The sequence below is a fragment of the Veillonella seminalis genome, assembly GCF_003992065.1.
In the GTDB taxonomy this organism is placed as follows: domain Bacteria; phylum Bacillota; class Negativicutes; order Veillonellales; family Veillonellaceae; genus Veillonella_A; species Veillonella_A seminalis.
Map to the genome: position 1 here is coordinate 206,611 of NZ_RQUZ01000001.1, position 24,397 is coordinate 231,007.

General features: G+C 41.0%; 21 protein-coding genes and 1 tRNA gene. 16 read left to right on the plus strand and 6 right to left on the minus strand.

The window, feature by feature from the left end:
- Positions 1–68: 68 nt before the first annotated feature.
- Positions 69–884, minus strand: coding sequence for an IclR family transcriptional regulator (locus tag EO126_RS00920; RefSeq protein ID WP_127007035.1), 816 nt, complete (start codon positions 882–884; stop codon positions 69–71).
- Between the two features lie 446 nt (positions 885–1,330).
- Here EO126_RS00920 and EO126_RS00925 point away from each other — a divergent pair, with 446 nt between their 5' ends.
- The 6 genes from EO126_RS00925 (at position 1,331) to fucO (ending at position 8,495) form a co-directional block, all read left to right on the plus strand.
- Positions 1,331–2,848: a UxaA family hydrolase gene (locus EO126_RS00925; protein ID WP_127007037.1), complete on the plus strand. Its 1,518-nt coding sequence runs from the start codon at positions 1,331–1,333 to the stop codon at positions 2,846–2,848.
- A gap of 157 nt (positions 2,849–3,005) precedes the next feature.
- Positions 3,006–3,785: an SDR family oxidoreductase gene (locus tag EO126_RS00930; protein ID WP_006555540.1), complete on the plus strand. Its 780-nt coding sequence runs from the start codon at positions 3,006–3,008 to the stop codon at positions 3,783–3,785.
- 15 nt (positions 3,786–3,800) lie between these two features.
- Entirely contained in the window at positions 3,801–5,036 is a 1,236-nt protein-coding gene (locus tag EO126_RS00935) for an MFS transporter (RefSeq protein WP_006555541.1), read from the plus strand.
- Positions 5,037–5,141: 105 nt separating this feature from the next.
- Positions 5,142–6,254, plus strand: coding sequence for an L-rhamnose mutarotase (locus EO126_RS00940; protein ID WP_006555542.1), 1,113 nt, complete (start codon positions 5,142–5,144; stop codon positions 6,252–6,254).
- Between the two features lie 12 nt (positions 6,255–6,266).
- On the plus strand, positions 6,267–7,166 hold the full coding sequence (locus EO126_RS00945; RefSeq protein WP_006555543.1) for a dihydrodipicolinate synthase family protein: 900 nt from the start codon (positions 6,267–6,269) through the stop codon (positions 7,164–7,166).
- 177 nt (positions 7,167–7,343) lie between these two features.
- Positions 7,344–8,495, plus strand: a complete 1,152-nt coding sequence (gene fucO / locus EO126_RS00950; protein ID WP_127007039.1) for a lactaldehyde reductase — start codon at positions 7,344–7,346, stop codon at positions 8,493–8,495.
- Between the two features lie 125 nt (positions 8,496–8,620).
- Here the strand turns inward: fucO and EO126_RS00955 are convergent, their stop codons facing one another.
- Positions 8,621–9,433 carry a hypothetical protein gene (locus EO126_RS00955; RefSeq protein WP_006555545.1) on the minus strand — a complete coding sequence of 271 codons (813 nt, stop codon included), beginning with the start codon at positions 9,431–9,433 and terminating at the stop codon, positions 8,621–8,623.
- A complete protein-coding gene (locus tag EO126_RS00960; RefSeq protein ID WP_006555546.1) occupies positions 9,426–10,307 on the minus strand; it encodes a LysR family transcriptional regulator in 882 nt (293 codons plus the stop codon). The genes EO126_RS00955 and EO126_RS00960 overlap by 8 nt, the downstream gene beginning before the upstream one ends.
- Before the next feature lie 356 nt (positions 10,308–10,663).
- On the opposite strand from EO126_RS00960, the gene purB reads away from it, so the two are divergent.
- From purB to EO126_RS00980, 4 genes are all read left to right on the plus strand, one after another.
- Positions 10,664–12,010: an adenylosuccinate lyase gene (gene purB / locus EO126_RS00965; RefSeq protein WP_006555547.1), complete on the plus strand. Its 1,347-nt coding sequence runs from the start codon at positions 10,664–10,666 to the stop codon at positions 12,008–12,010.
- A 53-nt stretch (positions 12,011–12,063) separates the two neighbouring features.
- Entirely contained in the window at positions 12,064–13,476 is a 1,413-nt protein-coding gene (locus tag EO126_RS00970; protein ID WP_127007041.1) for a DASS family sodium-coupled anion symporter, read from the plus strand.
- Between the two features lie 251 nt (positions 13,477–13,727).
- Positions 13,728–15,002 carry an MFS transporter gene (locus EO126_RS00975; RefSeq protein ID WP_127007043.1) on the plus strand — a complete coding sequence of 425 codons (1,275 nt, stop codon included), beginning with the start codon at positions 13,728–13,730 and terminating at the stop codon, positions 15,000–15,002.
- Positions 15,003–15,194: 192 nt separating this feature from the next.
- The gene (locus EO126_RS00980) at positions 15,195–16,100 is read left to right on the plus strand and encodes a DMT family transporter (RefSeq protein WP_006555550.1); all 906 of its coding nucleotides are present in this window, start codon (positions 15,195–15,197) and stop codon (positions 16,098–16,100) included.
- A 72-nt stretch (positions 16,101–16,172) separates the two neighbouring features.
- Here EO126_RS00980 and EO126_RS00985 read toward each other — a convergent pair whose 3' ends face one another.
- Positions 16,173–16,712: a hypothetical protein gene (locus EO126_RS00985; RefSeq protein WP_127007045.1), complete on the minus strand. Its 540-nt coding sequence runs from the start codon at positions 16,710–16,712 to the stop codon at positions 16,173–16,175.
- 337 nt (positions 16,713–17,049) lie between these two features.
- A tRNA-Gly gene (locus EO126_RS00990) sits at positions 17,050–17,123 on the minus strand.
- A 225-nt stretch (positions 17,124–17,348) separates the two neighbouring features.
- On the opposite strand from EO126_RS00990, the gene EO126_RS00995 reads away from it, so the two are divergent.
- The 4 genes from EO126_RS00995 (at position 17,349) to EO126_RS01010 (ending at position 21,034) form a co-directional block, all read left to right on the plus strand.
- A complete protein-coding gene (locus EO126_RS00995) occupies positions 17,349–18,152 on the plus strand; it encodes a hypothetical protein (RefSeq protein ID WP_127007047.1) in 804 nt (267 codons plus the stop codon).
- 178 nt (positions 18,153–18,330) lie between these two features.
- Positions 18,331–18,936: a beta-class carbonic anhydrase gene (locus tag EO126_RS01000; protein WP_127007049.1), complete on the plus strand. Its 606-nt coding sequence runs from the start codon at positions 18,331–18,333 to the stop codon at positions 18,934–18,936.
- Positions 18,937–19,094: 158 nt separating this feature from the next.
- The gene (locus EO126_RS01005) at positions 19,095–20,465 is read left to right on the plus strand and encodes an MFS transporter (protein ID WP_006555562.1); all 1,371 of its coding nucleotides are present in this window, start codon (positions 19,095–19,097) and stop codon (positions 20,463–20,465) included.
- A gap of 146 nt (positions 20,466–20,611) precedes the next feature.
- Positions 20,612–21,034: a GNAT family N-acetyltransferase gene (locus tag EO126_RS01010; RefSeq protein WP_006555563.1), complete on the plus strand. Its 423-nt coding sequence runs from the start codon at positions 20,612–20,614 to the stop codon at positions 21,032–21,034.
- A 67-nt stretch (positions 21,035–21,101) separates the two neighbouring features.
- Here the strand turns inward: EO126_RS01010 and EO126_RS01015 are convergent, their stop codons facing one another.
- Positions 21,102–22,001, minus strand: coding sequence for a diacylglycerol/lipid kinase family protein (locus tag EO126_RS01015; protein ID WP_006555564.1), 900 nt, complete (start codon positions 21,999–22,001; stop codon positions 21,102–21,104).
- 195 nt (positions 22,002–22,196) lie between these two features.
- Between EO126_RS01015 and EO126_RS01020 the strand changes: the two genes are divergently transcribed.
- The gene (locus EO126_RS01020; RefSeq protein WP_127007051.1) at positions 22,197–22,892 is read left to right on the plus strand and encodes a GntR family transcriptional regulator; all 696 of its coding nucleotides are present in this window, start codon (positions 22,197–22,199) and stop codon (positions 22,890–22,892) included.
- Positions 22,893–23,402: 510 nt separating this feature from the next.
- Entirely contained in the window at positions 23,403–24,392 is a 990-nt protein-coding gene (locus tag EO126_RS01025) for a molybdopterin-binding protein (RefSeq protein ID WP_127007053.1), read from the plus strand.
- Positions 24,393–24,397: the final 5 nt, after the last annotated feature.

Sequence of the window (24,397 nt, forward strand, 5' to 3'; positions counted from 1 at the left end):
CAGCTGACTGCAAGCCGAGGGTACTTCTCGAGTCCGGCAGTCGGCTTTTTTGTTTGCCACAGCTGAAATTAATATTGGAAATTCTTGGTTTCCATGAGCTTTTTGATGACGGTGCCGAAACGTCGCAAAATATATTTAATGTTGGAAATGTGTTCCGGCGAAGCGTCGAAAATGATGAAGCTGATACTTAGTGCGGCTGCGATATTGTTGTTTACGCGCAGTGGCATGGCAATGCATCGCGCATATTTGGTGATTTCTTCTTCTTCATAGGTAAACTCACCGTTAGGGTCTTTGTGAATATCCTGATACAAGGCATCTACTGTGGGAATGGTTTTTTCTGTTAAAGGCGGCAAAGAATTAGGGAACAGTTCGCGCAGTTCATCTAAACTGTGGTCGAATAAAAGGGCTTTGCCCAAGGCTGTGGCATAGGCCGGCAACCGTTTCCCCACAGAGGAAATTAACTGTAACGGTTTAGGGCTGTTTACTTTTTGAAGATACATAATCTGATTGCCTTCCAACACACCCAGATGAATGGTCTCTTTACATAGGGAGGACATAACTTCCATTTGATCTTTGATCAGGGTGAGGAGGTCACTGTTGTGTTGGTAGGTATTGCCTATGATAAAAGCCTGTTTGCCAATCGTGTAAATTAACGTATCTTCTTCACAGAGCAAATAATTATTTTCGACTAATGTTTTTAAAATAGGGGTCAAGGTGCTTTTGGGGCACTCCAGGCGCGCAGCAATCTGAGAGAGTGTAAGCCCGTTGCTGGCGGCCACCGCTTCCAGAGTTTTTATGACACGCAGGGTCGGTTTATGTTGTGTGGGAGATGGTGCTGTGTCGGTATTTAGCGCATCTCGTTGAATTGAATTGGATGAAGGCATATAAAGCGCCACCTTTCTAGAAAAGCATATATTTTAAGACAACGTATTAGGTTGCGGTAGTATAATTGTAAACCTGTAAATATATTGTAACATAATTGTTCGTATATGCATACATTAATATGAAAAATGAAATTTAGTATCTTTGATTATTGTCAGTATGATAAATAGTTATTGCGTATATACGAATTATATTGACTTTTGCGTATGATAAGTATAAGATAAGAACATAAATAGTACGTAAATGATATTTGTATTTGTATATACGAAACATTTTGGCAAGTCTTACATGATTGCGTGTTGATTTAAATTTATGGTCTTTCGTTCGCATATAAGAATAGCAGCGGAAAATTTTGAGACAGTGTTGAAGAAGTTAATATATTTTAATTTAGCCGCTCGGCAGTATAGGGCTAAAACGGTAAAACAAGTGCTTTGTGGAGGTGCAGGAGATGAAAGGTATTCATGTAGGCTCTATTGATAATGTGGCAACAGCCATTGAGCCGTTAGAAGTGGGTGACAAAGTTCTCGACGTAGTAATTAAAGAACCGATTCCTAAAGGACATAAATTTGCTACCGAACGTATTGCCAAAGGTAAACCGGTTATTAAATATGATTCCCATATCGGTGTAGCCGAAGTAGACATTGAACCCGGTCAATGGGTACATGTTCATAATATTGAAGGCGAACGCGGCCGCGGTGATTTGGATTCGGAAGTTCGTGATATCGATCAAGATGTAGAACGCAAGACTAATGTAGAAACAGGTCGTGAAAGTTATAAATTGACCGGCTATCGTCGCAGTGACGGCAGCTTTGGTTTCCGAAATCATATTTTGGTAATTCCAAGTGTTCATTGTTCGAATAAAGTGGTAGAACGCATTGCGAATGGCGTTATGTACAGCGATGTGGAACGACGTGATGATACCAAAGTCGTATACGTAAACCATCAACACGGTTGCAGTGAGTTATCCTATGATGCGGATCAGACAAAAGACGTTATTGTGGGAACCGCAGCTAATCCAAACGTATATGGTGTGTTGGTAGTAGGGCTTGGTTGCGAAGTTGTACAGGCACATACGGTAGCGGAAGAAATTAAAGCTCGGGCACCGTATAAGAAAGTAGAGTTTTTCAACATCCAAGCTTGCGGTGGGACCGAAAAGAGTATTCGTCGCGGTATGGACATTGTTAAAAATATGTTGGCTGAAGCACTCAAAGAAGAACGTACGGAAGGTACGTTGGCTGACGTAGTGCTCGGTACGGAATGCGGCGGCAGTGACAGCTTCTCTGGTTTGAGTGCCAATCCGGCTCTCGGCGTAGCTTCCGATATCGTAGTAAGTCACGGCGGTGCCGTGATTTTGGCAGAAACTACCGAACTTATCGGGGCTGAACATATTTTAGCCAAACGTGGTATCAATGAAAAAGTAAGTAAAGAAATTATGAGTACCATTAAAGGCTTTGAACAAGTAGTTATTGATTCCAATGCCGATATCCGCGGTGCCAATCCGAGTCCGGGGAACATAGAAGGCGGTCTCAGCAGTATTGAAGAAAAATCACTGGGTTGTATTTATAAAGCCGGTAACAGTCCGGTAGTAGCCGTAAAAGATTACGCTAAACCGATTACCGATAAAGGGTTAACCTTTATGAATACACCGGGTAATGATATTGAACAATTGAGCGGTATGGTAGCCGGCGGTTGCAATGTTTGTGTATTTACAACCGGACGCGGCACACCGACAGGCAGCCCGATTGCTCCGACTATCAAAGTATCATCCAATACCTTCACTTTCAACAACATGAATGACGCTATCGATTTAAATGCAGGTACGGTAGTAGAAGGTACGAAGACAATTAAAGAAGTTGGTTATGAAATTGTTGATGCTATCGTTGAGGCAGCTGACGGAAAATTAACCAAAGCAGAACAGAATGAACAGAATGACTTTTCAATTTGGCGCTTGGCAACTACCGTATAAATCGGTAACGCTGACAGTATGACTGGCAGGCTGATGCAGTCTTGCAGCATATAATCCAAACGAATATAAACATTAAGTCCGGAGATTGATAGGAGACTTAGGTGGTTTATAGGATTATAGGTGTATAGAGTGTTAATTAAAATTGGAGGTATGTATCATGGATTTGCAATTAAAGGACAAGGTTGTATTTGTAACCGGTGGCGGTAAAGGCATCGGTAGTGGTATTTCTCTTTCATTAGCACGTGAAGGTGCGATTCCTGTTATTCTTTCTCGTTCGCCGATTACCGACGAATTTAAAAAAGATATGGAAAGCATCACAACTAACTATGAATTCATTCAGATTGACTTGAACGATACTGACAAAATTAAAGGTATCGTTGATGATGTAGCAGCTCGTCGCGGCGGTATTTACGGTATCGTAAATAATGCCGGTGCCAACGACAACAAAGATCTCGACACTACATCCTGGCAAGAATTTGAAAAGAGTATTCATGGCAACTTGACTCATTATTATGAATTGGTACATGCATCAGTTGATTACTTACGTAAATCCAAAGGTTCTATTTTGAACATCACATCCAAAACAGCCTTAACCGGTCAGGGTAAAACAAGTGCTTATGCAGCCGCTAAAGGTGCTATCTTGGGCCTTACTCGTGAATGGGCAGCCGCTTTATTGGATGACGGTGTACGCAGCAACTGCGTAGTAGTCAGCGAATGCTGGACTCCTCTATACGCTAACTGGATTAAAACATTTGATGATCCGGAAGCTCGTAAAAAAGTTATTACCGATAAAATTCCGTTGGAACGTCGTTTCACAACAATTGAAGAAATTGCTGACACAGCTGTTTTCGTATTATCGCCTAAATCCTCGCATACAACCGGTCAATGGTTATTCGTTGATGGCGGCTATGTTCATCTTGACCGCGCGTTGAGCTAAGAGGAGGTACCGTATATGAATCAAACAGGTAAGCTTGTTACCAGCAGAAATATTAAAATCGCTTTTTGGTTAGTAACATCATTATTCTTCCTCTGGGGCTTCAGTTACGGTCTCTTGGATGTTATGAATAAAAACTTCCAAAACCACTTGGGCGTTACCAAAGCCGTATCCGGTTTATTGCAAGCAGCGTATTTCGGCGGTTACTTCGTAATCGCAATTCCGGCCTCTATGGTAGCCACCAAATTCGGCTACAAAGGCGGTATCATTATGGGTCTGGCCTTATATGCATTAGGCGCGTTGCTTATCATCCCGGCCAGTAATGAACAAAGCTTTAACTTATTCTTATTAGCCTTCTTTATCATTGCCTGCGGTCTCGGCAGTTTGGAAACAAATGCTAACCCGTACATTACCAAATTAGGTAGTGACGAAGATGCGGCCTTCCGTATTAACATGGCGCAAAGCTTCAACGGCGTAGGCCAGTTCTTGGGGCCAATCGTTGGTGGTGCTTTATTCTTATCCTTATCTCATGGTGATATTGATAAAAATATGGCCAATGTACAGATGGTATATGTAGGGATTGCTGTTGTAGTACTTGCTGTATTGGCTGTTTTCGTTATGACACGCATGCCGGAAGGCTCTGAAGTCAGCGATACTACCGGTGATGCTGTGGCTGATGAAGGCAGCGGTTCTTATGGCGACTTACTCAAATATCGTCACTTCAGCTTAGGTGTAATTGCTCAATTATTATACGTTGCAGCTCAAGTAGGGGCCGGTGCATTCTTCATTAACTACTCCGTAGAACACTGGCAAGGTTTGGCCGACCATGAAGCTGCTTATTTCTTCAGTATTGCGTTGGTGGCTTTCTTAGTAGGTCGTATCGTAACGACTCCTATTATGAAAAAGGTTAAAAGTAATGTAATCTTGGCTACCTATTCCTTAATCAATGCAGGGATTATGATTGTGTTACAGTTTGTACATAATTTACCGGCCGTTATCGTTCTCTGGTTATCCTTCTTCTTCATGTCTATCAGTTTCCCAACAATCTTCGCATTGTCTGTTGTGAAAATTCCTAATAACTTAGTTAAAAAAGCAGCCAGCTTGTTAATTATGAGTATCGTAGGCGGTGCGTTCATGCCGTTCTTCATGGGCAATGTAGCCGACCACTGGGGTACCGGTCCAAGCTTCTTACTATTATTGCCTTGCTTCTTATATGTAGCTTGGTATGGCTTGAAAGGTGTAGCTAAAGACTGATTATATGCTGACAAGGATTGCCGGCGATATGTCGGCAATCCTCTTATACGGCTGAAAATCAATAAGACATATATTAAAAGGTCTTATGTCAAAGGAGACAGTAATATGTTGGAAATTGTAGATTCCCATTTACATATATGGGATTTGGATGTATTGCATTTACCTTGGTTGAATTCCTGCAAAGGGGTTATTCAACAAAGCTTTTCTATGGATGATCTCGTTAAAGAATACGCTAAAGCCGGCGTAGACTTTAAAGGTGGGATCTATATTGAAGTGGACTGCGATGACGCCATTAAAGAAGATGAATTTATCTTCAAATTGAACAGTCCTAAGATTTTGGCAAAAATTATGCGGGCCCGTCATCTGTGCGGTCATGTGCGTTTGCCGGCCGGTATCGTAGGCGTGCGTGAGCCGCTTCATATCGACAGCTCACCGCGTGGACGTTGCTTGGAACGTAGTTTCATCGAAGGTCTCGAAGTATTGGCTGACAAAGGTCTGATTTTTGAAAGCTGTAACCGTGTTGATGAATTAATCGACATTTACCAGGCGGCCGCTCAGGTTCCCGACTTGAAATTAGTTATTAACCATTGCGGTAATGTGACGGAATTAACTCCGGAATATAAAGAGGCCATGACTAAATTGGCATCTTTGCCGAATGTATATTGTAAATTATCCGGTTATGCAACCGAAGATCCGGTATTTGTCAAAAACTTATTAGACTTTATTTCCGGTACATTTGATCATAGTCGTTTAATCTATGCATCTAACTTCCCGGTTGTGGAATTGTATTCAAACTTTACCGATCATTTAAATTCGGTACGTGAATACTTCCAAGATGATCTTGATATTTTTTCAAAAAATGCCAAAAAATTATATAAATTGAACAAGCCGCAAGTATTTGCCAGCGTTATTAAACTTCGCCCCGAAAAAGCGGAATATTATAAAGCTTTACATGCGGATCCGTTCGCCAGTGTTAATAAAATGATTCGTGAATGCGGTATTACGCACTATCAGATATTCAATCGTGACGACTTGTTGTTTTCAATCATGGTCTATGAAGGAGATGATTTCGAATACGATATGGGCAAGATGGCTAACGACCCTGAAACACAACGTTGGTGGCGTGAAACCGATCCTTGTCAAACACGTATAGATGGGGCTCAGAAACATGAATGGTGGGCCGACATGGAAATGGTATATGATTTAAACAAGAAATAGGAGGAATAAATTATGAAAGCGAAGTATATCAGCCCAATTTTAACATCCTTGAATGCAGACGAAACTGTTAACTATGAACATATGCACAAATTCTATGATCAATTGATCGAAGCCGGTATTAACGGTGTTTTGACCGGTGGCAGTGCCGGTGAATTCTATGCGTTCTCCTATGATGAAATCAAAGAACTTATCTTGGACGCTATTAAATACGGTAAAGGTCGTTGGGAAGTAATTGCCGGTACCGGTCGTATGGTAAAAGCCGAAACCATTAAACTTTCGAATGAAGTATTGGCAGCCGGTGCTGATGCGGTTATTATCGTTGGTCCATACTACAGTGCTTGTAATCAGGAAGATGCGTTTGCATACTATGATGAAATTTTGAGCGCTATTAATGGTCCGGTGTACTTATATAACTACGGCGATCGCACAGGTTTTGACGTTTCCGCCGAAACGTTGCTTCGCCTTCGTGAAAAGCATGATAACTTGGTAGGCGTTAAAGATACTCATCCTGTATTGCGTCATACTCAACGTTACATTCAGTTCTTAAAACCTAAATTCCCTGACTTCAAAATTTACACAGGCTATGATAACAACTGTATTCCATCCGTAATCTCCGGTGGTGACGGCTGTATCGGTGCTTTATCCAATATCGATCCTCAGATGTGTGCGAATGTAATTAAATCTTTGGACGCTGAAGATTTGAGCGCTTTGAAAGAATTGCAACGCAAAATCGATGCTTACTTCGCATTCTATGAAGTTCATGTACCATTCAATCCTGTTATGAAATGGGCTCTTAAAGAATTAGGCGGTCCTATGGAAGAAACTTGCCGTACACCTATTCAAGTTTTAACTGACGCCGAAAAAGAAAAATTAGCTCCGGTAGCTGATGCTTTATGGCGCAACAAAAAATAATTATTTTGTTATGTGACCTATTGTAAGGGTTTCATATAGGCACTATGACGCATTGCTTGCAGCACGTTGTAGTGCCAAATAAAAAATGAATCCGGCAGGAATTGAATATAGAAATCTATAAACAAGGCATTTTTCGACCTGAAAACTCTAATTTCTATTGATTGGGAGGCAACACAAATGGTTAATCGTATGATTCTTAACGAAACATCTTATTTCGGATTCGGTGCCATTAACAACATTGTAGGCGAATTAAAAGCGAACAATTTGAAAAAAGCATTGGTTACAACCGATAAAGACTTGATGAAGTTTGGTGTAGCAACTAAAGTTACCGACTTATTGGATAAAGCCGGTGTAGCTTATGAAATTTTTGACGAATTAAAGCCAAACCCTACAATTGAAAACGTGCAAGACGGCGTAGCAGCTTGTAAAAAAGCAGAAGCTGATTGTATTATTGCTATCGGCGGCGGCAGTTCCATCGATACCAGTAAAGCGATTGCTATTATTATGACAAACCCTGAATTTAGCGATGTTCGCAGTCTTGAAGGCGTAGCCGATACTAAACATAAATGTTTACCTATTATTGCGGTAACTACTACATCCGGTACGGCTGCCGAAGTTACGATCAACTACGTAATTACAGATGTAGAAAAACGTCGTAAATTCGTATGTGTTGACCCTCATGATATTCCAATCATAGCCATCGTTGACCCTGATATGTCCATGGGCATGCCTAAAGGCTTATGTGCTTCTACCGGTATGGATGCTTTGGTTCATGCCGTTGAAGGTTTCATCACTAAAGGTGCTTGGGAAATGACCGATATGCTTCATTTGAAAGCTATCGAAATTATAGCTCGTTCCCTTCGTGATGCAGTAGCCGGCGACCCTAAAGGTCGCGAAGCTATGGCACTTGGCCAGTACATTGCCGGTATGGGCTTCTCTAACGTAGGCCTCGGTATCGTTCATTCCATGGCACATCCTTTGAGCGCGTTGTATGACATTCCGCATGGTAAAGCTTGTGCTATGATGCTTACAGCTGTATTGAAATTCAATGCACCTGCAACCGGTGAAAAATATCGCGATCTTGCTAAAGCTATGGGCGTTCAAAACGTTGATGGCATGAGCAAAGAAGAATACCAGAAAGCAGCTATCGATGCTATCCAGAAATTAGCTGATGATGTAGAAATTCCTAAGAGCTTGCTTGATGCCGGTGTTAAAGAAGAAGACATTCCGTTCTTGGCTGAATCGGCTAAAAACGATGCTTGTACACCAGGCAACCCTCGCGATGTATCGCAAGCTGACATTGAAGAAATCTATCGCTCGATTTTATAAGCCTAGCATAGTTTCATAAGATTATATAATTTTTGCTCGGTAATTAGATAATCTAAATAAAAGACCGCAGTATCTGTGGCTATAGCCATGAATACTGCGGCCTTTTTGTTGTTTTGTCAGACACCTCAATTTGAATGGGTTAATTTTTGAAGTTGATTTTGCAATGATTTTAATTCGGTTAAGATATCATCCGGTTTAAAGTCAGTGTGAACAGGTTCTTTGGCAGTTGGTGTTGCAAGCGGACGAAATTGGTTAGTGACTATTCGATCAATACTTTGGTGCAATTCGGATAAGAGTGCATTTAACTCCTTAATTGATAGTGACTCAGCATTTTGGTCGTCTTGTAATTGTTCTATATAGTAGTTGATGAAGCCGATGAGAAAACGACTGGCTGATGATATAGACGGCGTACGGCTGCCGGCAATAATTATAACATCGCTATTTAAATACGGTTTGAATTGCTCTGATAATAAGACATTAGTATCGACAAATTGGTCAACCCCGATAATGTATTTAGCTTGTTGAAGCAGTTGACATACGGTTTCGAAGGGCATTGATTCATAAGCAATCGGAATGAAACGATCCGGTGATATGGAAAGTATCTCTGTACAATCTTCTTGTAATTGCTTAGTGTAAGGCAAAAGATTATTAAAAATGTATATATTTTCGTTTTCGGGAATTTTGGCGATTTCAAAGAAGAAAGGCGTTGTAGGTCGTAAATCAAAAACAAATAATTGATTAGCCGGAATTATTGAATTCAGTTTTTCTGATTGTGTACCGGCACAGACATACAAGGTGTTTGAAGAAACAGTATTTATAGAGTTTGATGTGGCAGTTTTTAGGGTAATGTCAGAACCTAAAATGGATTGACACATTATAGCAATTTCTTCGGCAATAAACGGACTGCTGCCGACGGCTGTAATAAGTGGGCTATTCATCTGTTGAACCTCCTTTCTGAAGTAGCTCGATGAAAGCATTCGCCGCTCTGGAATTATGACGATTAGTCTTGTAGGCTAAGGCCGGTTGACGATATAAAGGCGGATCCAACGGAATCGTGACTAAGTCTGTATCTGTATCGCATAAGCTTCCGGGAAGAATGGTAATTCCTAGATTAGACGCTACAAAACGTTTGATGCTTTCAATATGATTCAACTCAAAATTGATTTGAGGTAATGTGTTTGATTTTTCAAAAGTTTGAATAATTTGCTGTCGATAGAAGCAATCGGCAGCTAATAAGATTAGCGATTCATTAACTAAGTCTGTTAATTGAACTGAGTTATTGCGCCGAAGATGATGTTGCCTTGAACAAATAACGTATAATTCTTCTCGCGGTAATGGCAAGTAGGTTAAGGCATTATTGTTTTGTGCTGAAAAAAGAATAGCCACATCGATTGCGTCGATTAATAACTCTTGTTCAAGCAGATTGCTGTGAGATTCGGTAAACACTAACTTGATTTGCGGATATTGTGATGTAAATTCTTTTAACAGTGAGGTGGTGGCACTAACGCCGGCTAACGGAGTCAGTCCTATTTTTAAAGTGCCGCCGTTTAGAGATTTTAAAGCGTCTATTTCATTTAAGGTGTTGGAAATACCTTCCATTACCTTTTGAACATGGCGTAAAAAAATCTGGCCTTCGCTGGTTAGTGTGATTTGTTTCTGCGTACGGTCAAAAAGTTGTATTTCAAGTTCTTCTTCCAAACTTCTAATGGCACTTGTTACAGCCGGTTGCGATACATAAAGTCGTTCAGCTGCTCTGGTGAAACTGTGAGTTTCATTGACCATAAGGAAGTATTCAAGTTGGCGAATTTCCAATGATAAATCTCCTTTCTATTTAAATGTTTTTTCGTATTAACTTAGCTGTATTGTAGCATTTTTTACATGGTTACGGGATAAGAAATAGCTATGGTAGCATAAGTGAATTTTATTTTGCACCGTGGTTTTTAATAGTAAAAGACTCTTTAAGCTGTTGCCGTGTCTTAATTTACTTCGATTCATAGCTGTAAATGAGCTAGGATAAATGACACTTATTGTTGGATAATCCCTAACTATTTCACACTGACATATGGTGCATGGTACGCTATGAGCATCAAAAGATACGTTAAAAAAAGATGGTATTGCGTATTAGGGAATAAATAAAGATATTGTTTTATTCGAAAGGAGTAATTATTATGGGTTCGTCTGCAATTGATAGTATGATTCATGGAGCATTATTCAGCACTGATGAAATGCGTGAGATTTTCAGTGATCGTTCTTGGGTGCAAAAATGGCTCGATACAGAAGCTGCATTAGCGAAAGCTCAAGGTGAATTAGGAGTAATTCCTAAAGAAAAAGCGGATGTTATTAATGAATATGCAAAAGCCGATTTGCTTGATATTCCGTCTATCGGTGAATTCTATAAGAGTTCCATTACAATTGTGCCTTTGTTAAAAGCCTTTAAAGCTGTTTTGCCTAATAATGCCGGTGAATTCGTTCATTGGGGTGCTACCAGTCAAGATATTGTGGATACAGGCTTAGTATTGTTGCAACGTGATGCATATGATGTAATTTTGCGTGATTTGAAGCTATGTCAAAAACATCTCTTAAAGATTGTGCGTGAACACAGAGATACTATTATGTGCGGTCGTACACATGTTATCCATGCTTTACCGATTACCTTAGGTTACAAAGTGGGTGTATGGGTTGATGAATTAGGTCGCAACATTGCACGCTTGGAAGAGATTAAATCTCGAGTTTTTGTCGGTGAAATGGCCGGGGCTGTTGGTACTTTAGCGTCACAACCCGAAAAAGGTTTAGAAGTACAGGCTCGTATGATGGACATTTTGGGCTTAGAAGTACCGATTATTGCATGGCATGTAGCGCGCGACAGTCAAGCTGAATTTGTCAGTGCATTAGCCTTGATTGCCGGCACATTAGGTCGCATCAATCATGAAATCTTATCCTTACAACGTACTGAAATTTTAGAGTTGGAAGAACCGTTCTTTATGGGTAAAGTTGGATCTTCGACTATGCCTCATAAACGTAATCCGCAAGTATTGGAAAATGTATTGGCTCTTTGCCGTAATGTTCGTAGCATTGCACCGTCTATCGTAGAAAGCATGGTTAGCGAAAATGAACGTGATTGGGGATGCTTCTTGTCTGAATGGGAAGCGATTCCACGTGCTTGTCATCTTATGGCGGCTGCTTTAGAAAAATCAAAAGATATCTTTGAACATATGATTATTTATCCTAAACATATGGAAAAGAACTTGTATTTATTGCGTGGTTTGATGATGAGTGAATGTATTATGATGCATTTGGCACCACGTTTGGGTCGTATGACGGCGCATGAAATCGTATATCGTACTTGTATGAAAGCGTATGAAGAAGAAGTTCAAATGTTTGATGCCTTAAAAGCTGAACCGGAAGTAGCCAAAGCCTTTACTGATGATGAAATTAAATATATGTTAGATCCTCATAACTATATTGGCTTGGCACCGCAATTTGTTGATCGTGTATTGGCTAAATATGACAAATAATATTTGCTACATATGAGATGTTATCTTATACGTACGTATAGAAAGGAGGCAGTATGTCTTCTAAGCAAATTCGTAATCTTTTGATTACTATAGCAGTCGGCGTTGTTATATGGTTTTTACCCGTACCAAATGGTATAACAGACCAAGCATGGCACTTATTTGCCGTATTTGTGAGCACAATCTTGGGGTTCATTTTGGCGCCGTTACCTATTGGTGCGGTTGCATTCTTGGGCGTAACAATAGCTGCGTTAACAGGTGTTATTACGACAAGTGTAGCTATTTCGGGATTCGGTAATAGCACTATCTGGCTCATTATTTGTGCTTTCCTTTTGGCTCGCGGGTTTATTAAATCTGGATTGGGGCGTCGTATAGCGTTCTTAATTATTAAAGCTATCGGTAAATCTTCGTTGTCCTTGGGATATGCGATTACATTAAGTGACTTTATCATTTCACCGGCCACGCCTTCCAGTACGGCTCGTGCCGGTGGGATTATTTATCCGATTATTCGTAGTTTGTCGTCTGCACTCGGTTCGGAACCGGGGCCTACCGCGCGGAAGTTTGGCGCTTATATCATGCAGATTGAGTATCAAGCGAATGCCATTACCTGTGCCATGTTTATGACGGCCATGGCCGGGAACCCGTTAATTGTGGAACTGGCAGAAAAGACGATTGGGGTTCAGATTACTTGGGGCAATTGGGCGTTAGCTGCCATTGTGCCCGGTCTGTTATCCTTGTTACTTATGCCATATCTGTTGTATAAATTGTTTCCCCCTGAAATAACAGATATGCCGCATGCTAAGACTATGGCTATTGAAGAGTTGGATCGGATGGGGCCTATGTCGCCGATGGAAATTAAAATTGCTGTTATCTTTGTAGGGGCTTTGGTTTTATGGGCTACCTCCGAATTGACACATTTAAATGCTACATTGGTTGCAATGATAGCCGTTGGCGTATTATTACTGCTCAGTGTGCTGACTTGGGATGATGTTTTGGCTGAAAAAGGTGCATGGAACACCATGTTCTGGATGGGGTCTTTGATTACTTTGGCCGGGGCTTTGGCTAAATCAGGCTTTGTTAAGGCTGTATCTACTATGGCCGGCGAAGCAATTTTATCGGCCGGATTGTCTTGGTTGGCTGCGTTTGCCTTGCTAGCCATCATTTATGTTTATTCTCACTACGCCTTTGCCAGTGTATCGGCACATATTGGTGCCATGTATGCAGCTTTCTTGGCAGTAGCCGTAGCAGTTGGGACACCGCCTTTGTTGGCGGCCTTGTCATTGGCCGGGTTATCCAATTTGATGATTCCGTTGACTCATTATGGCGGTGGGGCTGCACCTATCTTGTATGGTGCGGATTTTGTATCTCAAGGTAAGTGGTGGCAATTAGGCTTTATAATTACAACGGTCAATGTGATTATATGGCTTGGAATCGGTGCCATTTGGTGGAAAGTAATCGGTTTATGGTAAAACGCCAAGTAAATGAATGTTTATTGTATGATTAAGAAAAATAATTTAATACCATAAAATGAAAATGCCGCAATTGTTATTTGTATAAAAGTAGTGATTGCGGTACCTTTGCGTTGGCGAGGGGTTATTAATAAAATTTATTTCTGAGTTTTTATTTTGTGATTTTACATAAATAGTTTAAACGAATATAATTAGCCTCTGTAGTACGTACGATTTCATGACAATGTTTTTTCAAGGAGATGCTATTAGCTATGGAGGCTCACAAAGAGAAGCTGTGGACACTGCCGTTTGTGCTGGACACAGTGATTAATTTATTGGTGTTTTTAATTTATTACTTATTGATCGTAATTATTGCGGTGGTGGCAAAAGATACGCTTCATGCCACATCCAGTCAGGCCGGTTTGGCTGTAGGTATTTATATTATCGGTACCGTTTTGGCTCGTATATTTGCGGGCCGTTTTGTAAGTACCTTAGGAAGTCGCAAAGTGCTTTATACCGGTTTGGGTATCTATTTAGTCTCAACGGCTTTGTACTTTTATATTCCAAACTTGATTGTGCTGGATACCATTCGTTTTATTAACGGCTTTGCCTATGGTATTACGTCGACGGCTACCAGTACGATTGTGGCCAGTGTAATTCCGAAAGCACGTCGCGGTGAAGGCATTAATTATTACGGTTTGAGCACCAGTTTGGCAGCCGCCATCGGTCCTTTCTTGGGGATTTTTCTATTATCCCTTACCAGATTCCGTACAATCGTGGCCATCTGTGTAGGTCTCGTAATCCTTTGTGTGCTTGCAGCTGTAAGCATGAAATACGAAGAACCGCAGTTCAGTGAAGCTATTAAAAAAGAAGAATCGGGACGACGCATTTCCGATTATTTGGAACCGCGCGTCAACTCCATCACTTTGATTTCTGTTTTGGTAGGCTTTGCTTATTCGGGTATTTTAGGCTTTATGGCATCCTATACCCGTGATATTAATATGGTGCAGGCCGGGACCTGGTTCTTTGTTGTCTATGCGGTAGTTATCACCTTGACACGCCCTTCACTGGGGTTAATCTTTGACCGCAAGGGTGAAAACTATGTTTTATATCCATGCTTTATTTCATTGGCCATCGGTATTTTGTTGTTGGCCTTTGCCGATGCTTCGTGGATGATTTTATTATCCGCTGTTTTTGTTGGTTTAGGTTACGGCACGTACATGTCCAACGGACAAGCCGTAGTAGTAAAAATGGTACCGTTCCATCGTATCGGGATTGCCACATCCACCTATTTTATTGCCCTTGATATCGGCCTCGGTTTCGGACCGTATGTATTGGGTGGTGTTAAAGAAATCGTAGGTTTCACCAACATGTTCCTGTTGACCGTCATAGTGGCGTTGGTTGCCTTCGTATGCTATCACTTCTTATACGGTCGCTTGTTGGGGACCCCAAACGATCCGGCTTTGAAAGCACAAAAAGAAGAAATGGAAATTCGCAATCAGGATGGCAGTTTTACTTTGGAAACGGGTAAAATCTCATTAAATTAATAGGTTTTAAAGCACATGAAATCGGCTTGTTTTTATTTTTCGTATGATATACACTAGAAATGAAAAGAGATGTTGTTGTATTTCTGGCGTGAACAAATTAAACCTTCCAGTCGTTGTTGAATTTGATTGAAATTAAAGTAATTTGAATTTACGCTGATGTGTATGTTTTATGATGGATTGAGGAGATTGGAAATGTCCGTTAAGCAAGCTGAGTTAATGATGCTGTTTGTTACGTTTTCATGGAGTTCATCCTATTTATTGATGAAAATCGCACTGACCGGTGTAGATCCGTTTACGCTCATGTTGTTGCGGTTCAGTATAGCTTTTTTGTGTGTGTTACCGCTGCTTTTGCGCACACTGAAATTTTGTACCAAACGAACGGTAGTAAAAAGTTTGGTGTTGGGCTTTTTGGTGTACAGTTCCTTGTTCGGTACGATTATGGGGTTAAAGCATACCACTGCATCAACGGCTGCATTTTTAGGAACAACGGCCGTTGTGTTGGTACCGATTTTGGAAGCCATTTGGACACGTAAGATGCCACCGATGCTGACGATATTAAGTATTGCGTTGGCCTTTGTTGGCTTGGTGCTCTTTACCGTTAAAGACGGGTTATCTTTAGATATCGGGGCCCTATACTGTTTGTGGGGGGCTTTCGGTTATGCCGTTTATATTCTGGTGGTAGGTCGTATGGCTAATGAAGATGATATGTTCCCGGCCAGTTTATTGCAATTCGGAGCCATCGCCATATTTAGTGCCATCAGTGCTTATGTTTTTGAAACGCCGCATTTGCCGCAAACCGGTTTGCAGTGGGGTGCCGTTTTGGGCCTTGCCGTAGTGTGCAGTGCTTTTTGTTTTGTTATGCAAAGTATTGTGCAGCGTTATCTGTCACCGTCGCGTACGGGCTTAATTTTCTCTATGGAACCTGTATTCGCTGCCATCTTGGCGTACTTCATCCTTGATGAAGTCATGGACGGCCAAGGTTTAATAGGGGCGTTGCTCATCATGATTGCCAATGTTTTGAAAAATATCGTGTATCGGATTCGGTATATGAATGCTCAACGAAAGCGTAAAATTTGGAATCGAAAGCGAGTGGCGTAGACCGGAGAATAAAGAATATAATAGATAAAAAAAGCACAGATCTTCGAGATGAAGGTCTGTGCTTTTTATTATTTAAAATAGATTTGTAGGTCCGTTAAAATATTCATTATAGGACTTATAAAAAACATACATACCAGACATATAAGCCGGTGACGTAGGTTTGGCTGATATTATATCAATCGAATCGAGAGGGGTTGCAGCAGTATAAGGCAGTACTTTTGAACCATCAAAATTGTAAATTGCGACTCCGAGAGGGCGCCATTTTACGCCGGAATCGTTATACCATGCATCTGATCCTTTTGCAATGTTACCGTGATAAATTTCGTGTAGACGTTTGAAACTTCGTTCAGAGTTTAAATAATAGGTGTTTTCATATAATGTGATTGTATTATTGTTGTAATAAACAGCGTATGCCTTAGCGTTAATTATATAGTAGGGAGGACTAGTGCGAACGATTTTAACAGAAGTGTTATCAATGTATTCATCAGATATATCTCCTGTAAATACATGCTGATAACGGCTCGGATTATTTCGTAATTCATCCAACGATATGGCTGATGCCATTGAAAATAGAGAAATGAAAAGTACAGCGATCATAAAAAACCGTTTCATGGTGATACCCTTCCCCTTTTTTTCGTGTAAAATACGAATGCTAAAAAGTTTTTGCCGAAGATATATTATCTTTATTTTACCATATAGTATGGGGATTTTATCAACTATATTTGCATAAATAATAAGATTAGAAAAAGTAGCCAAGGGGGCAAGAGCGGCAAAAAGGGCAACATAAAAAGGGGCAGAAAAATGAAAAAAGCCCCCATTTTTTTTGAATGAAATGAAAAAAGAAGAAATATTCAAGCCTAAATAAAAATAACAACAAACGCAGTATGTATACGGCTTCTTGTCAGTTTTGAAATAGCTTTAAATATTTCTCCTTGATTTATAAAGTTGGTGGAGCGGCCGATGGGAATCGAACCCACCTCTACGGCTTGGGAAGCCGTCGTTCTACCGATGAACTACGGCCGCAAATGTCTTTTTATATTTTATCAACTTTGCTTATGTTTGTAAATACTTTGTATAGTCGGATTCAGTTGGCAAAATTAAGCAATTGGGCACGAAAGTTACGCTACATAAAGCAAAACGAATAATCTTTTTACAAGGACAACATTATGTTCGGCAGCTTTGTTATGATTATGGCAACAAAAGGATACTGTATCGATAATACGGGGATAAAGTAAGGAGGCGTTCGATATGGATTTATTACGGTGTTTCTTCTATGTTGATGATTTTAAAAAAGTGCCAAGTAAAAAGATGGTTATTAATAGCGCCTTGGGCATACTGTTTTTATTTATGCTGATGTTTAATGTGATGGGAATCCCTATAGGCACTGCAATCTGGTTTAATTCCGAAAAGCTGTTAAACCTTGAAAGTTTGATAATTTGCACCATAGGCGGCTGGGCGATAGTCACGGCTTGGTTTACTGTCGGAAATGAGGAAAGTTCCGAGAAGTCTAAATTGATCGCATATAGTTTGTTAAGTATAGTCGGTATGTATATGTTGGCGCCGATTTTATTCCTTGCCTTTACCTATAAGTTTATTATGGGTAGTGCGACGGTTTTGTGGTTTGCCCTGCTGGTCGGTTTGAGTAGTGTTGTGAAAAAATACGGTGCTGTGATTGCAAAACTTCGTTGGCTTTTTTTAGGGTTAATCGTGATATGTTATAGCAGCATGTTTCTATTCGATATGTACGGTGAACGATACAGCTTTGAAACTATTTGGGCGGTCAATGCAGGTTTGTATTTGTTGGAACTTATTATCGTGAGTTATTTCATCGTGTGGGAGCTCGTTAATTTCAGACTGCATCTGGAGTCCGGTTATGACAAAGATATTTTAATCCGCGGAAGCGAATCAGCCGATGAAAGCAACAATGGCTTGGACGAATTGGCATATACTTTAAAAACCATGTTTGTCCTTCAAATCAGTTTTATAATGCTTATTATGTTTTGCTTGCGTATCGGCGGGCTTATAAAGACAATATTTAATGTTAATATTTAAAAACCAGGAAAATAATAAATCTAAAAATAGCGTAGGCAAGCTACGCTATTTTTTGTTAATTATATAATATAACTGAATACTTATTTTTTTACAGTTATTCAATTTTTTTGCCACGCACATCGAAAGAATATGATATAGTTATAGTGTGAGAAGTATTCTGTTATGGAGGTGGCAAAACATGTCATTATTAGATGAAGTTTTAAAAGCTAATGAAGCCTATGTGGCTGATATTATTAAAGAATACGGTGAAGCGGGGATGCCGTCCCCGAAGACACCGCAGCGTCATATTGCGATTTTGACCTGTATGGATACGCGTTTGGTGGATTTATTGGAACGAACTATGGGAATCAATCGCGGTGATGCGAATGTGATTCGTGTAGCCGGTAACTGTATTACCGATGTGTTCAGCGATGTTATCCGCAGTCTGGTTGTAAGTATTTATGAATTGGGAGCCAAGGAAATTTTCATTGTCGGTCATGAAGATTGCGGCATGGAAAAGACTTGTCCTGAAGAATTGTCCAAACGCATGATTGATCGCGGTATTTCGCCGGAAGCAATTACTATGATTCGTTGTGAAATGGATCGTTGGGCCAATAATTTCTGCCATTCCGAACAAAACGTAATTAAAGCAGTCGCTCAGCTTCGTCAAAATCCGTTGATTCCTAATGATGTTAAGATTCATGGCCTTATGCTGAACCCTTACACTAGTAAGTTGACCTTGCTTGTGGACGGTAATAAACCGAATACTGAACTTGATTCCATGGCTGTTTGTACTTGCTACTAATTTGTAATGCTGTCAGGTTTGTCAATTACGGATTGTGTAATTAACGTATTTAGCCAACGGCTATAATTACTGACTTATTATAATTAACTCATTTGGCAACTTGTTCATTGCGTAATAATCGGGTATAGGTTTTGACAGTGAAGTCGGGAGGGTTTAATTTGCCTGTCAACAGAAGTAATCAAATATTAATCATTGTTATGATTGCGTCATTTTTGACACCGTTTTGCGGTAGTTCACTGAATATGTCGCTACCGGATATAGGCCGGGAATTTCATGCCGGTACGTCTGAACTTAGCTGGGTCATCGAAACATTTTTATTGACCTGTGCTATTTTTACGGTACCTATGGGACAACTGGGTAACCGAATCGGCAAAAAGAAGGTCTTTTTAATCGGGACCATATTATTTACGTTGACCTCATTGGTCATCCATTTTGCCCCGACTATTCATTGGCTCATGGTTCTGCGTGGTTTGCAGGGCGTTGCGGCAGCTATGCTCTTTTCAACGGGGACGGCCATTATTGCCTTGGTATTTCCGCCGGAACGACGCGGTTGGGCCATGGGCATGAACGTCGCTGTAGTCTATATCGGGTTGGCCGTGGGACCGGTTATCGGCGGATTTTTAAATTATCGTTTCGGTTGGCAAAGTATATTCTACTTTATAGCTTTCTTGGGCATGATTGCGGTGATCATGACGATTCTTTTTATGAAAGAAGAGTGGATCAATAAAGATCAGGGGTATATGAACCCGGTAAGCATAATATTGTACGCTGCCGCTTTGGTTATGGGGTTGTACGGTTTATCGGAGATTGTGAAAACGCCGACCGCCAAATATATTTTCGGAGCCGGTATTTTGACAACTCTCATATATATTTGGCATGAGGCCCATGTGGCTAAACCATTGTTACCGGTGCGTATTTTCCTTGAAAATAAGACGTTTGCGTTCTCTAATTTGGCCTCTATGTTGAATTACAGTGCTACATTTGCCGTGGGCTTTTTGTTGTCTTTATATTTGCAAATGATTATGGGCTATAATTCGGAAATGGCAGGCTGGTTTTTATTGGTTCAATCCATTGTTATGGCACTTTTATCGCCGGTTATGGGGTCTTTGTCGGACCGTTACGGATCGGCTGTGTTAGCCTCGACCGGTATGGGAATTATTGCCATAGGTCTTCTCGTGATTTGGGAGGCTATGAACCTGACGTCTGTGGCGATTATTATCGGCGGCTTAATTATTGTGGGCGTTGGTTTTGCCATGTTCTCGGCACCGAATAACAATGCGATTATGGGCTCGGTACCGCCGGCTTATTTCGGTATGGCCAGTTCCGTTATCAGTACGGTTCGTTTGCTCGGCCAAGTACTGAGTATGGCTATTGTAGCATCTATTTTGGCACGTAATACCGGGGCGGCCGGAGCCGCTATTGCCAATGTGGACAAGGCCGTTTTATTGGATAATATCCAATACAGTTTGATTGTATTTATGGCTTTTTGTGTTATCGGCATTATTCCGTCGATGATTCGCAATCGGTAATTAAGATCGCGCGTCGGTAGCAGTTAACTGCCTAAATTAGTAAAAAAATAAGTATATCTGTCTGAAGTATCAGCTGCCAGGCAGTGAATGCCGGATAGAATTGCAGATAGAATAACAGGTAGAATTATAGTTAAGGAGTATATAGTATGACGTGGAAAGTAGAGATTTATTCCGAATTGCCGGATGAGGCCAAAGCGATTCGCCAAGCTGTATTTGTGGAAGAACAGGGGTTTCAGGAAGAGTTTGACGAGTTGGATAACACGGAAGCGGCTCATTTGGTCGGTTTTGTGGAAGGTGAACCGGTTTGTACCTGTCGTTTTTTCCGTGCTAAAGATGAGGCATCTACATTTATTATCGGCCGTGTGGCGGTTATGAAAGACCGTCGCGGACAACAGTTGGGTGCTAAAATTTTATTGGCGGCGGAAGATTTTATCCGCGTCATGGGTGGCGTTAAAACTAAATTGGCGGCTCAAGTGCAGGCCAAAGGCTTTTATGAAAATCTCGGCTACACGGCGGAGGGTAAAGTATTCGACGAAGAGGGTTGCCCTCATGTGTGGATGAGTAAATAAAATATATATAAATAAAACAAAGCCGTTTAGCGATTATCGCTAAACGGCATTTTTGTTTTGCCAGCAGTTATCTTTTTTTATTTGGTACGTATACTTGTAAAAAGCCCGGCATTACTTCCAGATCAACCGGCATAAGCGGACCTTTGTTGCCGTCCATGTTGGTAGGCAATTCGATATCATCGAGTAAGGTAATTTTTGCTTTACGCACTTTTAAAATAGTTACATATTTTGATGTATAAATCGAACCGCGTAAGATGAGCGGTAAGATGCGCAGAATATCCATGATGAAATATTCTTTGAAGATGATGATGCGCATGTAGCCGTCATCAACTGAAGCTTGGGGCATGAATTTTTCAAAACTGGATACTACATTGGTGAGCAAAGCGATGACCAACGGTGAACGAATGGTAAAATCATGCTCATCCGTTTTAATATGAAAACTGTAATCTTTGGTGGTAAAAAGAGCTTGGCCGCCTTTTACGAAATAGGCCAAAGGACCTAAGAGCTGCTTCTCTTTAGGCGTTACTTCCTCCACCACTTTAGGAATGACGCCGGCCGCAATATTATTACAAAAATATTGATCGTTACAACGACCGATATCCACGTGACGAATTTTGCTGTGTTTTAGGGCTCTTATGGCAGCCAACGGCTCCAGCGGAATGCCGAGGGCTCGCGACATATCGTTAACTGTGCCGACTGGTACAAATCCGAATTTGGCAGTACCGCCGCCTTGGGCAATACCGTTTACCGTTTCGTTGATGGTGCCGTCGCCACCCATGCAGAATACGGAGTCGTAGCCGTTTACGGTAGCATATTTGGCAAAGCGCGTGGCATCACCGGCTTTGGTGGTAAATTTAATTTCCATATGATCAAAGAGGGTGCTCAACTGCCATTGCAGTTCCATAGCATACTGTATGGCACGGCCTCCACCTGAGACAGGATTTATAATAACTAAACAGCGACTCATGTATGTTCTCCCATTTGTATTTTAGTTGACGCTTAGCAGATATTGCCTTTATAATTAGATTAAAATAGTCTGTAGAAATCAGCATACTGCCTTGTTATATCTATTATAAGGTATTTATACTATATAGTATACTAGAGATTGACTGTCACTACAAAGCGTAGGCTGAAAGCTATTCGTGAAAGTAGAGGATTTACTATGGGTAAGCAAGAAGAATATCATCTTAATTCGATTGATTCTATTGGTCGTTTGCCGTTGAGCGAACAAGTTTATGTTACGTTAAAACAAGCCATTTTAACAGGGGCGTTAAAACCGCAGGTAAAGCTTAATGAAGTGAAAATTGCGGAACAGCTTAATGTGAGTGCCACCCCGGTTCGTGAAGCGTTTCGTAAATTGGCCAAAGATAATTTGGTAGTCATTAAACCTTGGAAAGGTGTTACCGTTAAAGGGTACACCCCGGAAGAAATTATCGGCATGTACCAGTGCCGTGAAGTGATGGAAGGCTTAGGAGCCCGATTATGTGCGGAACTTTGCACGGCAGAACAGCTTGAAGAATTACAGGCGCTCTGTGATGCAGGCTCGGCTACGACTGATGCGGAAGAACGCGTGCAGATTAACAGTCGTTTCCATACTTTGATCTCGTTCTTCTCGAATAACGAGCGCATTATGGATTATTTGGGCGAATTCCGTGAAATGGTAAATCGTGATATGTATATCAGCACTATGGACCAAGCCCGTACCGATTCTTGTAATCGGGAGCACGCCGAAATTATGGCGGCTATTCGTAATCACGACGGCGAGGCGGCTGAACAAGCTATGCGCAAACATATTCGCAATGCTTTCGTATTTAAAAAAGCACATGCCGATTTACGCGCTAAGAAATTTGGCGTATAAGACTTTTGATGTCGGAGTTGAGACTTTGATAAAGGGCGTATTGCAAGGTAAAGTTTGCACCGGATAGACAAATTTAAAAAATTTGCATGAAAAAAGTGCAAATTTTGCATAACAACTGTTTACTTTTTTCTTGCAGTTTGCTATAATCATTTCAGGATGTAACCACAGAGTTATATCTCGGGGCACCCCCCAAAGCCCCTTAACATTTGAATGTGATTCAAATGTTCTCTCTCTCTTTTTTCTCAAGCACAAAAGCCTCGGCATATGCCGAGGCTTTTGTGCGTTTAAGAGAAATTAGGATTAAACACTTAATTAAATAGATAAAAGTTTATTGTGCGTGGACAGTTTGTTTGGGAAAATTAGAAGTGGCGGAATTTCAGACTGCAATATTGATAAAGGTCAGTTAGTAATTTGATCTTAGATACCATATACATTACTTTCTAATGACACACAATTAAATATAAATAGTTGAAAAAATCAATTGTCACAGAATGAATATAAGGAGGTTCTATGAAAAAAGTACCGGTCGCAGAGGCTGTAGGGCAGGTTTTATGTCATGATATAGCGCGCATTGTAATCGGCGAAGTAAAAGATACGCCGTTTCGTCGCGGTCATGTTATTCGTGAAGAAGATATTCCGGCCTTTTTAGAATTGGGTAAGGAATATGTATTCGTGCAGGAACCGGACGATGAAGCAGCTTTGGCTGACAAATTGCATGAAGAAGATGTAGCTCTCGGTTTATATGCTTTATGCGACAATGACAGTATTTATGCCTCCGATGTGCGAGAAGGTAAAATTGAGGCTTTTGCCGCTTGGGACGGCATGCTCAAAATCGATGTACCGCGTTTGCAGGCTATTAACAGCATCGGGGAACTGACGATTGTGACAAAATGGTCGCACACGGCCGTTAAAAAAGGCGATAAATTAGCCGGTATGCGCTGTATTCCTTTATGGTTGCCTAAGGTGCAACTGGAACAGGCCAAAGCGATTTGGCAAAATCAGCCGCTTCTTTCGGTTAAACCGTTTGTGAGAAAGCGCATCGGTCTTGTTACGACCGGTTCTGAAGTAGCCCGAGGCCGTATTCAAGATGCTTTCCGGCCGATTATTGAAGAACGGACGGCACCGTTTGGCATGAAAATTGTGGCTCATGAAATCGTTATCGATGATACGGATAAAATTATGACGGCTATTAAAGCAGTGAAAGAAGCCGGCACCGATATTATTTTCTGTACCGGCGGCATGAGTGTAGATCCCGATGATTTAACGCCGGGGGCTATTGCCAAGAGTGCCGCTCAAGTAGTAACATACGGGTTGCCGGTATTACCCGGTTCCATGGTGTGCATTGCTTATATGGGCGACGGGACACCGCTTGTGGGCTTGCCGGGCGGCGTTTTATTCAGTAAACCGACCGCATTTGATGTGTTCTTGCCACGCCTTGCAGCGGATGATCCGATTACTAAAGCAGACTGCATTGCTTTAGGCCATGGCGGCTTACAATAGTTTGA

Bases quoted from the DNA above. Each gene is read 5' to 3' on its own strand.
- EO126_RS00975 (WP_127007043.1), top strand. From the start codon at position 13,728: ATGGAGGCTCACAAAGAGAAGCTGTGGACACTGCCGTTTGTGCTGGAC.
- EO126_RS01020 (WP_127007051.1), top strand. From the start codon at position 22,197: ATGGGTAAGCAAGAAGAATATCATCTTAATTCGATTGATTCTATTGGT.
- EO126_RS01025 (WP_127007053.1), top strand. From the start codon at position 23,403: ATGAAAAAAGTACCGGTCGCAGAGGCTGTAGGGCAGGTTTTATGTCAT.
- EO126_RS00940 (WP_006555542.1), top strand. From the start codon at position 5,142: ATGTTGGAAATTGTAGATTCCCATTTACATATATGGGATTTGGATGTA.
- EO126_RS00955 (WP_006555545.1), bottom strand. From the start codon at position 9,433: ATGAATAGCCCACTTATTACAGCCGTCGGCAGCAGTCCGTTTATTGCC.
- EO126_RS00945 (WP_006555543.1), top strand. From the start codon at position 6,267: ATGAAAGCGAAGTATATCAGCCCAATTTTAACATCCTTGAATGCAGAC.
- EO126_RS00995 (WP_127007047.1), top strand. From the start codon at position 17,349: ATGGATTTATTACGGTGTTTCTTCTATGTTGATGATTTTAAAAAAGTG.
- EO126_RS00920 (WP_127007035.1), bottom strand. From the start codon at position 884: ATGCCTTCATCCAATTCAATTCAACGAGATGCGCTAAATACCGACACA.
- EO126_RS00980 (WP_006555550.1), top strand. From the start codon at position 15,195: ATGTCCGTTAAGCAAGCTGAGTTAATGATGCTGTTTGTTACGTTTTCA.
- EO126_RS00985 (WP_127007045.1), bottom strand. From the start codon at position 16,712: ATGAAACGGTTTTTTATGATCGCTGTACTTTTCATTTCTCTATTTTCA.
- fucO (WP_127007039.1), top strand. From the start codon at position 7,344: ATGGTTAATCGTATGATTCTTAACGAAACATCTTATTTCGGATTCGGT.
- EO126_RS01000 (WP_127007049.1), top strand. From the start codon at position 18,331: ATGTCATTATTAGATGAAGTTTTAAAAGCTAATGAAGCCTATGTGGCT.
- EO126_RS00925 (WP_127007037.1), top strand. From the start codon at position 1,331: ATGAAAGGTATTCATGTAGGCTCTATTGATAATGTGGCAACAGCCATT.
- EO126_RS01010 (WP_006555563.1), top strand. From the start codon at position 20,612: ATGACGTGGAAAGTAGAGATTTATTCCGAATTGCCGGATGAGGCCAAA.
- purB (WP_006555547.1), top strand. From the start codon at position 10,664: ATGGGTTCGTCTGCAATTGATAGTATGATTCATGGAGCATTATTCAGC.
- EO126_RS00930 (WP_006555540.1), top strand. From the start codon at position 3,006: ATGGATTTGCAATTAAAGGACAAGGTTGTATTTGTAACCGGTGGCGGT.
- EO126_RS01015 (WP_006555564.1), bottom strand. From the start codon at position 22,001: ATGAGTCGCTGTTTAGTTATTATAAATCCTGTCTCAGGTGGAGGCCGT.
- EO126_RS00970 (WP_127007041.1), top strand. From the start codon at position 12,064: ATGTCTTCTAAGCAAATTCGTAATCTTTTGATTACTATAGCAGTCGGC.
- EO126_RS00935 (WP_006555541.1), top strand. From the start codon at position 3,801: ATGAATCAAACAGGTAAGCTTGTTACCAGCAGAAATATTAAAATCGCT.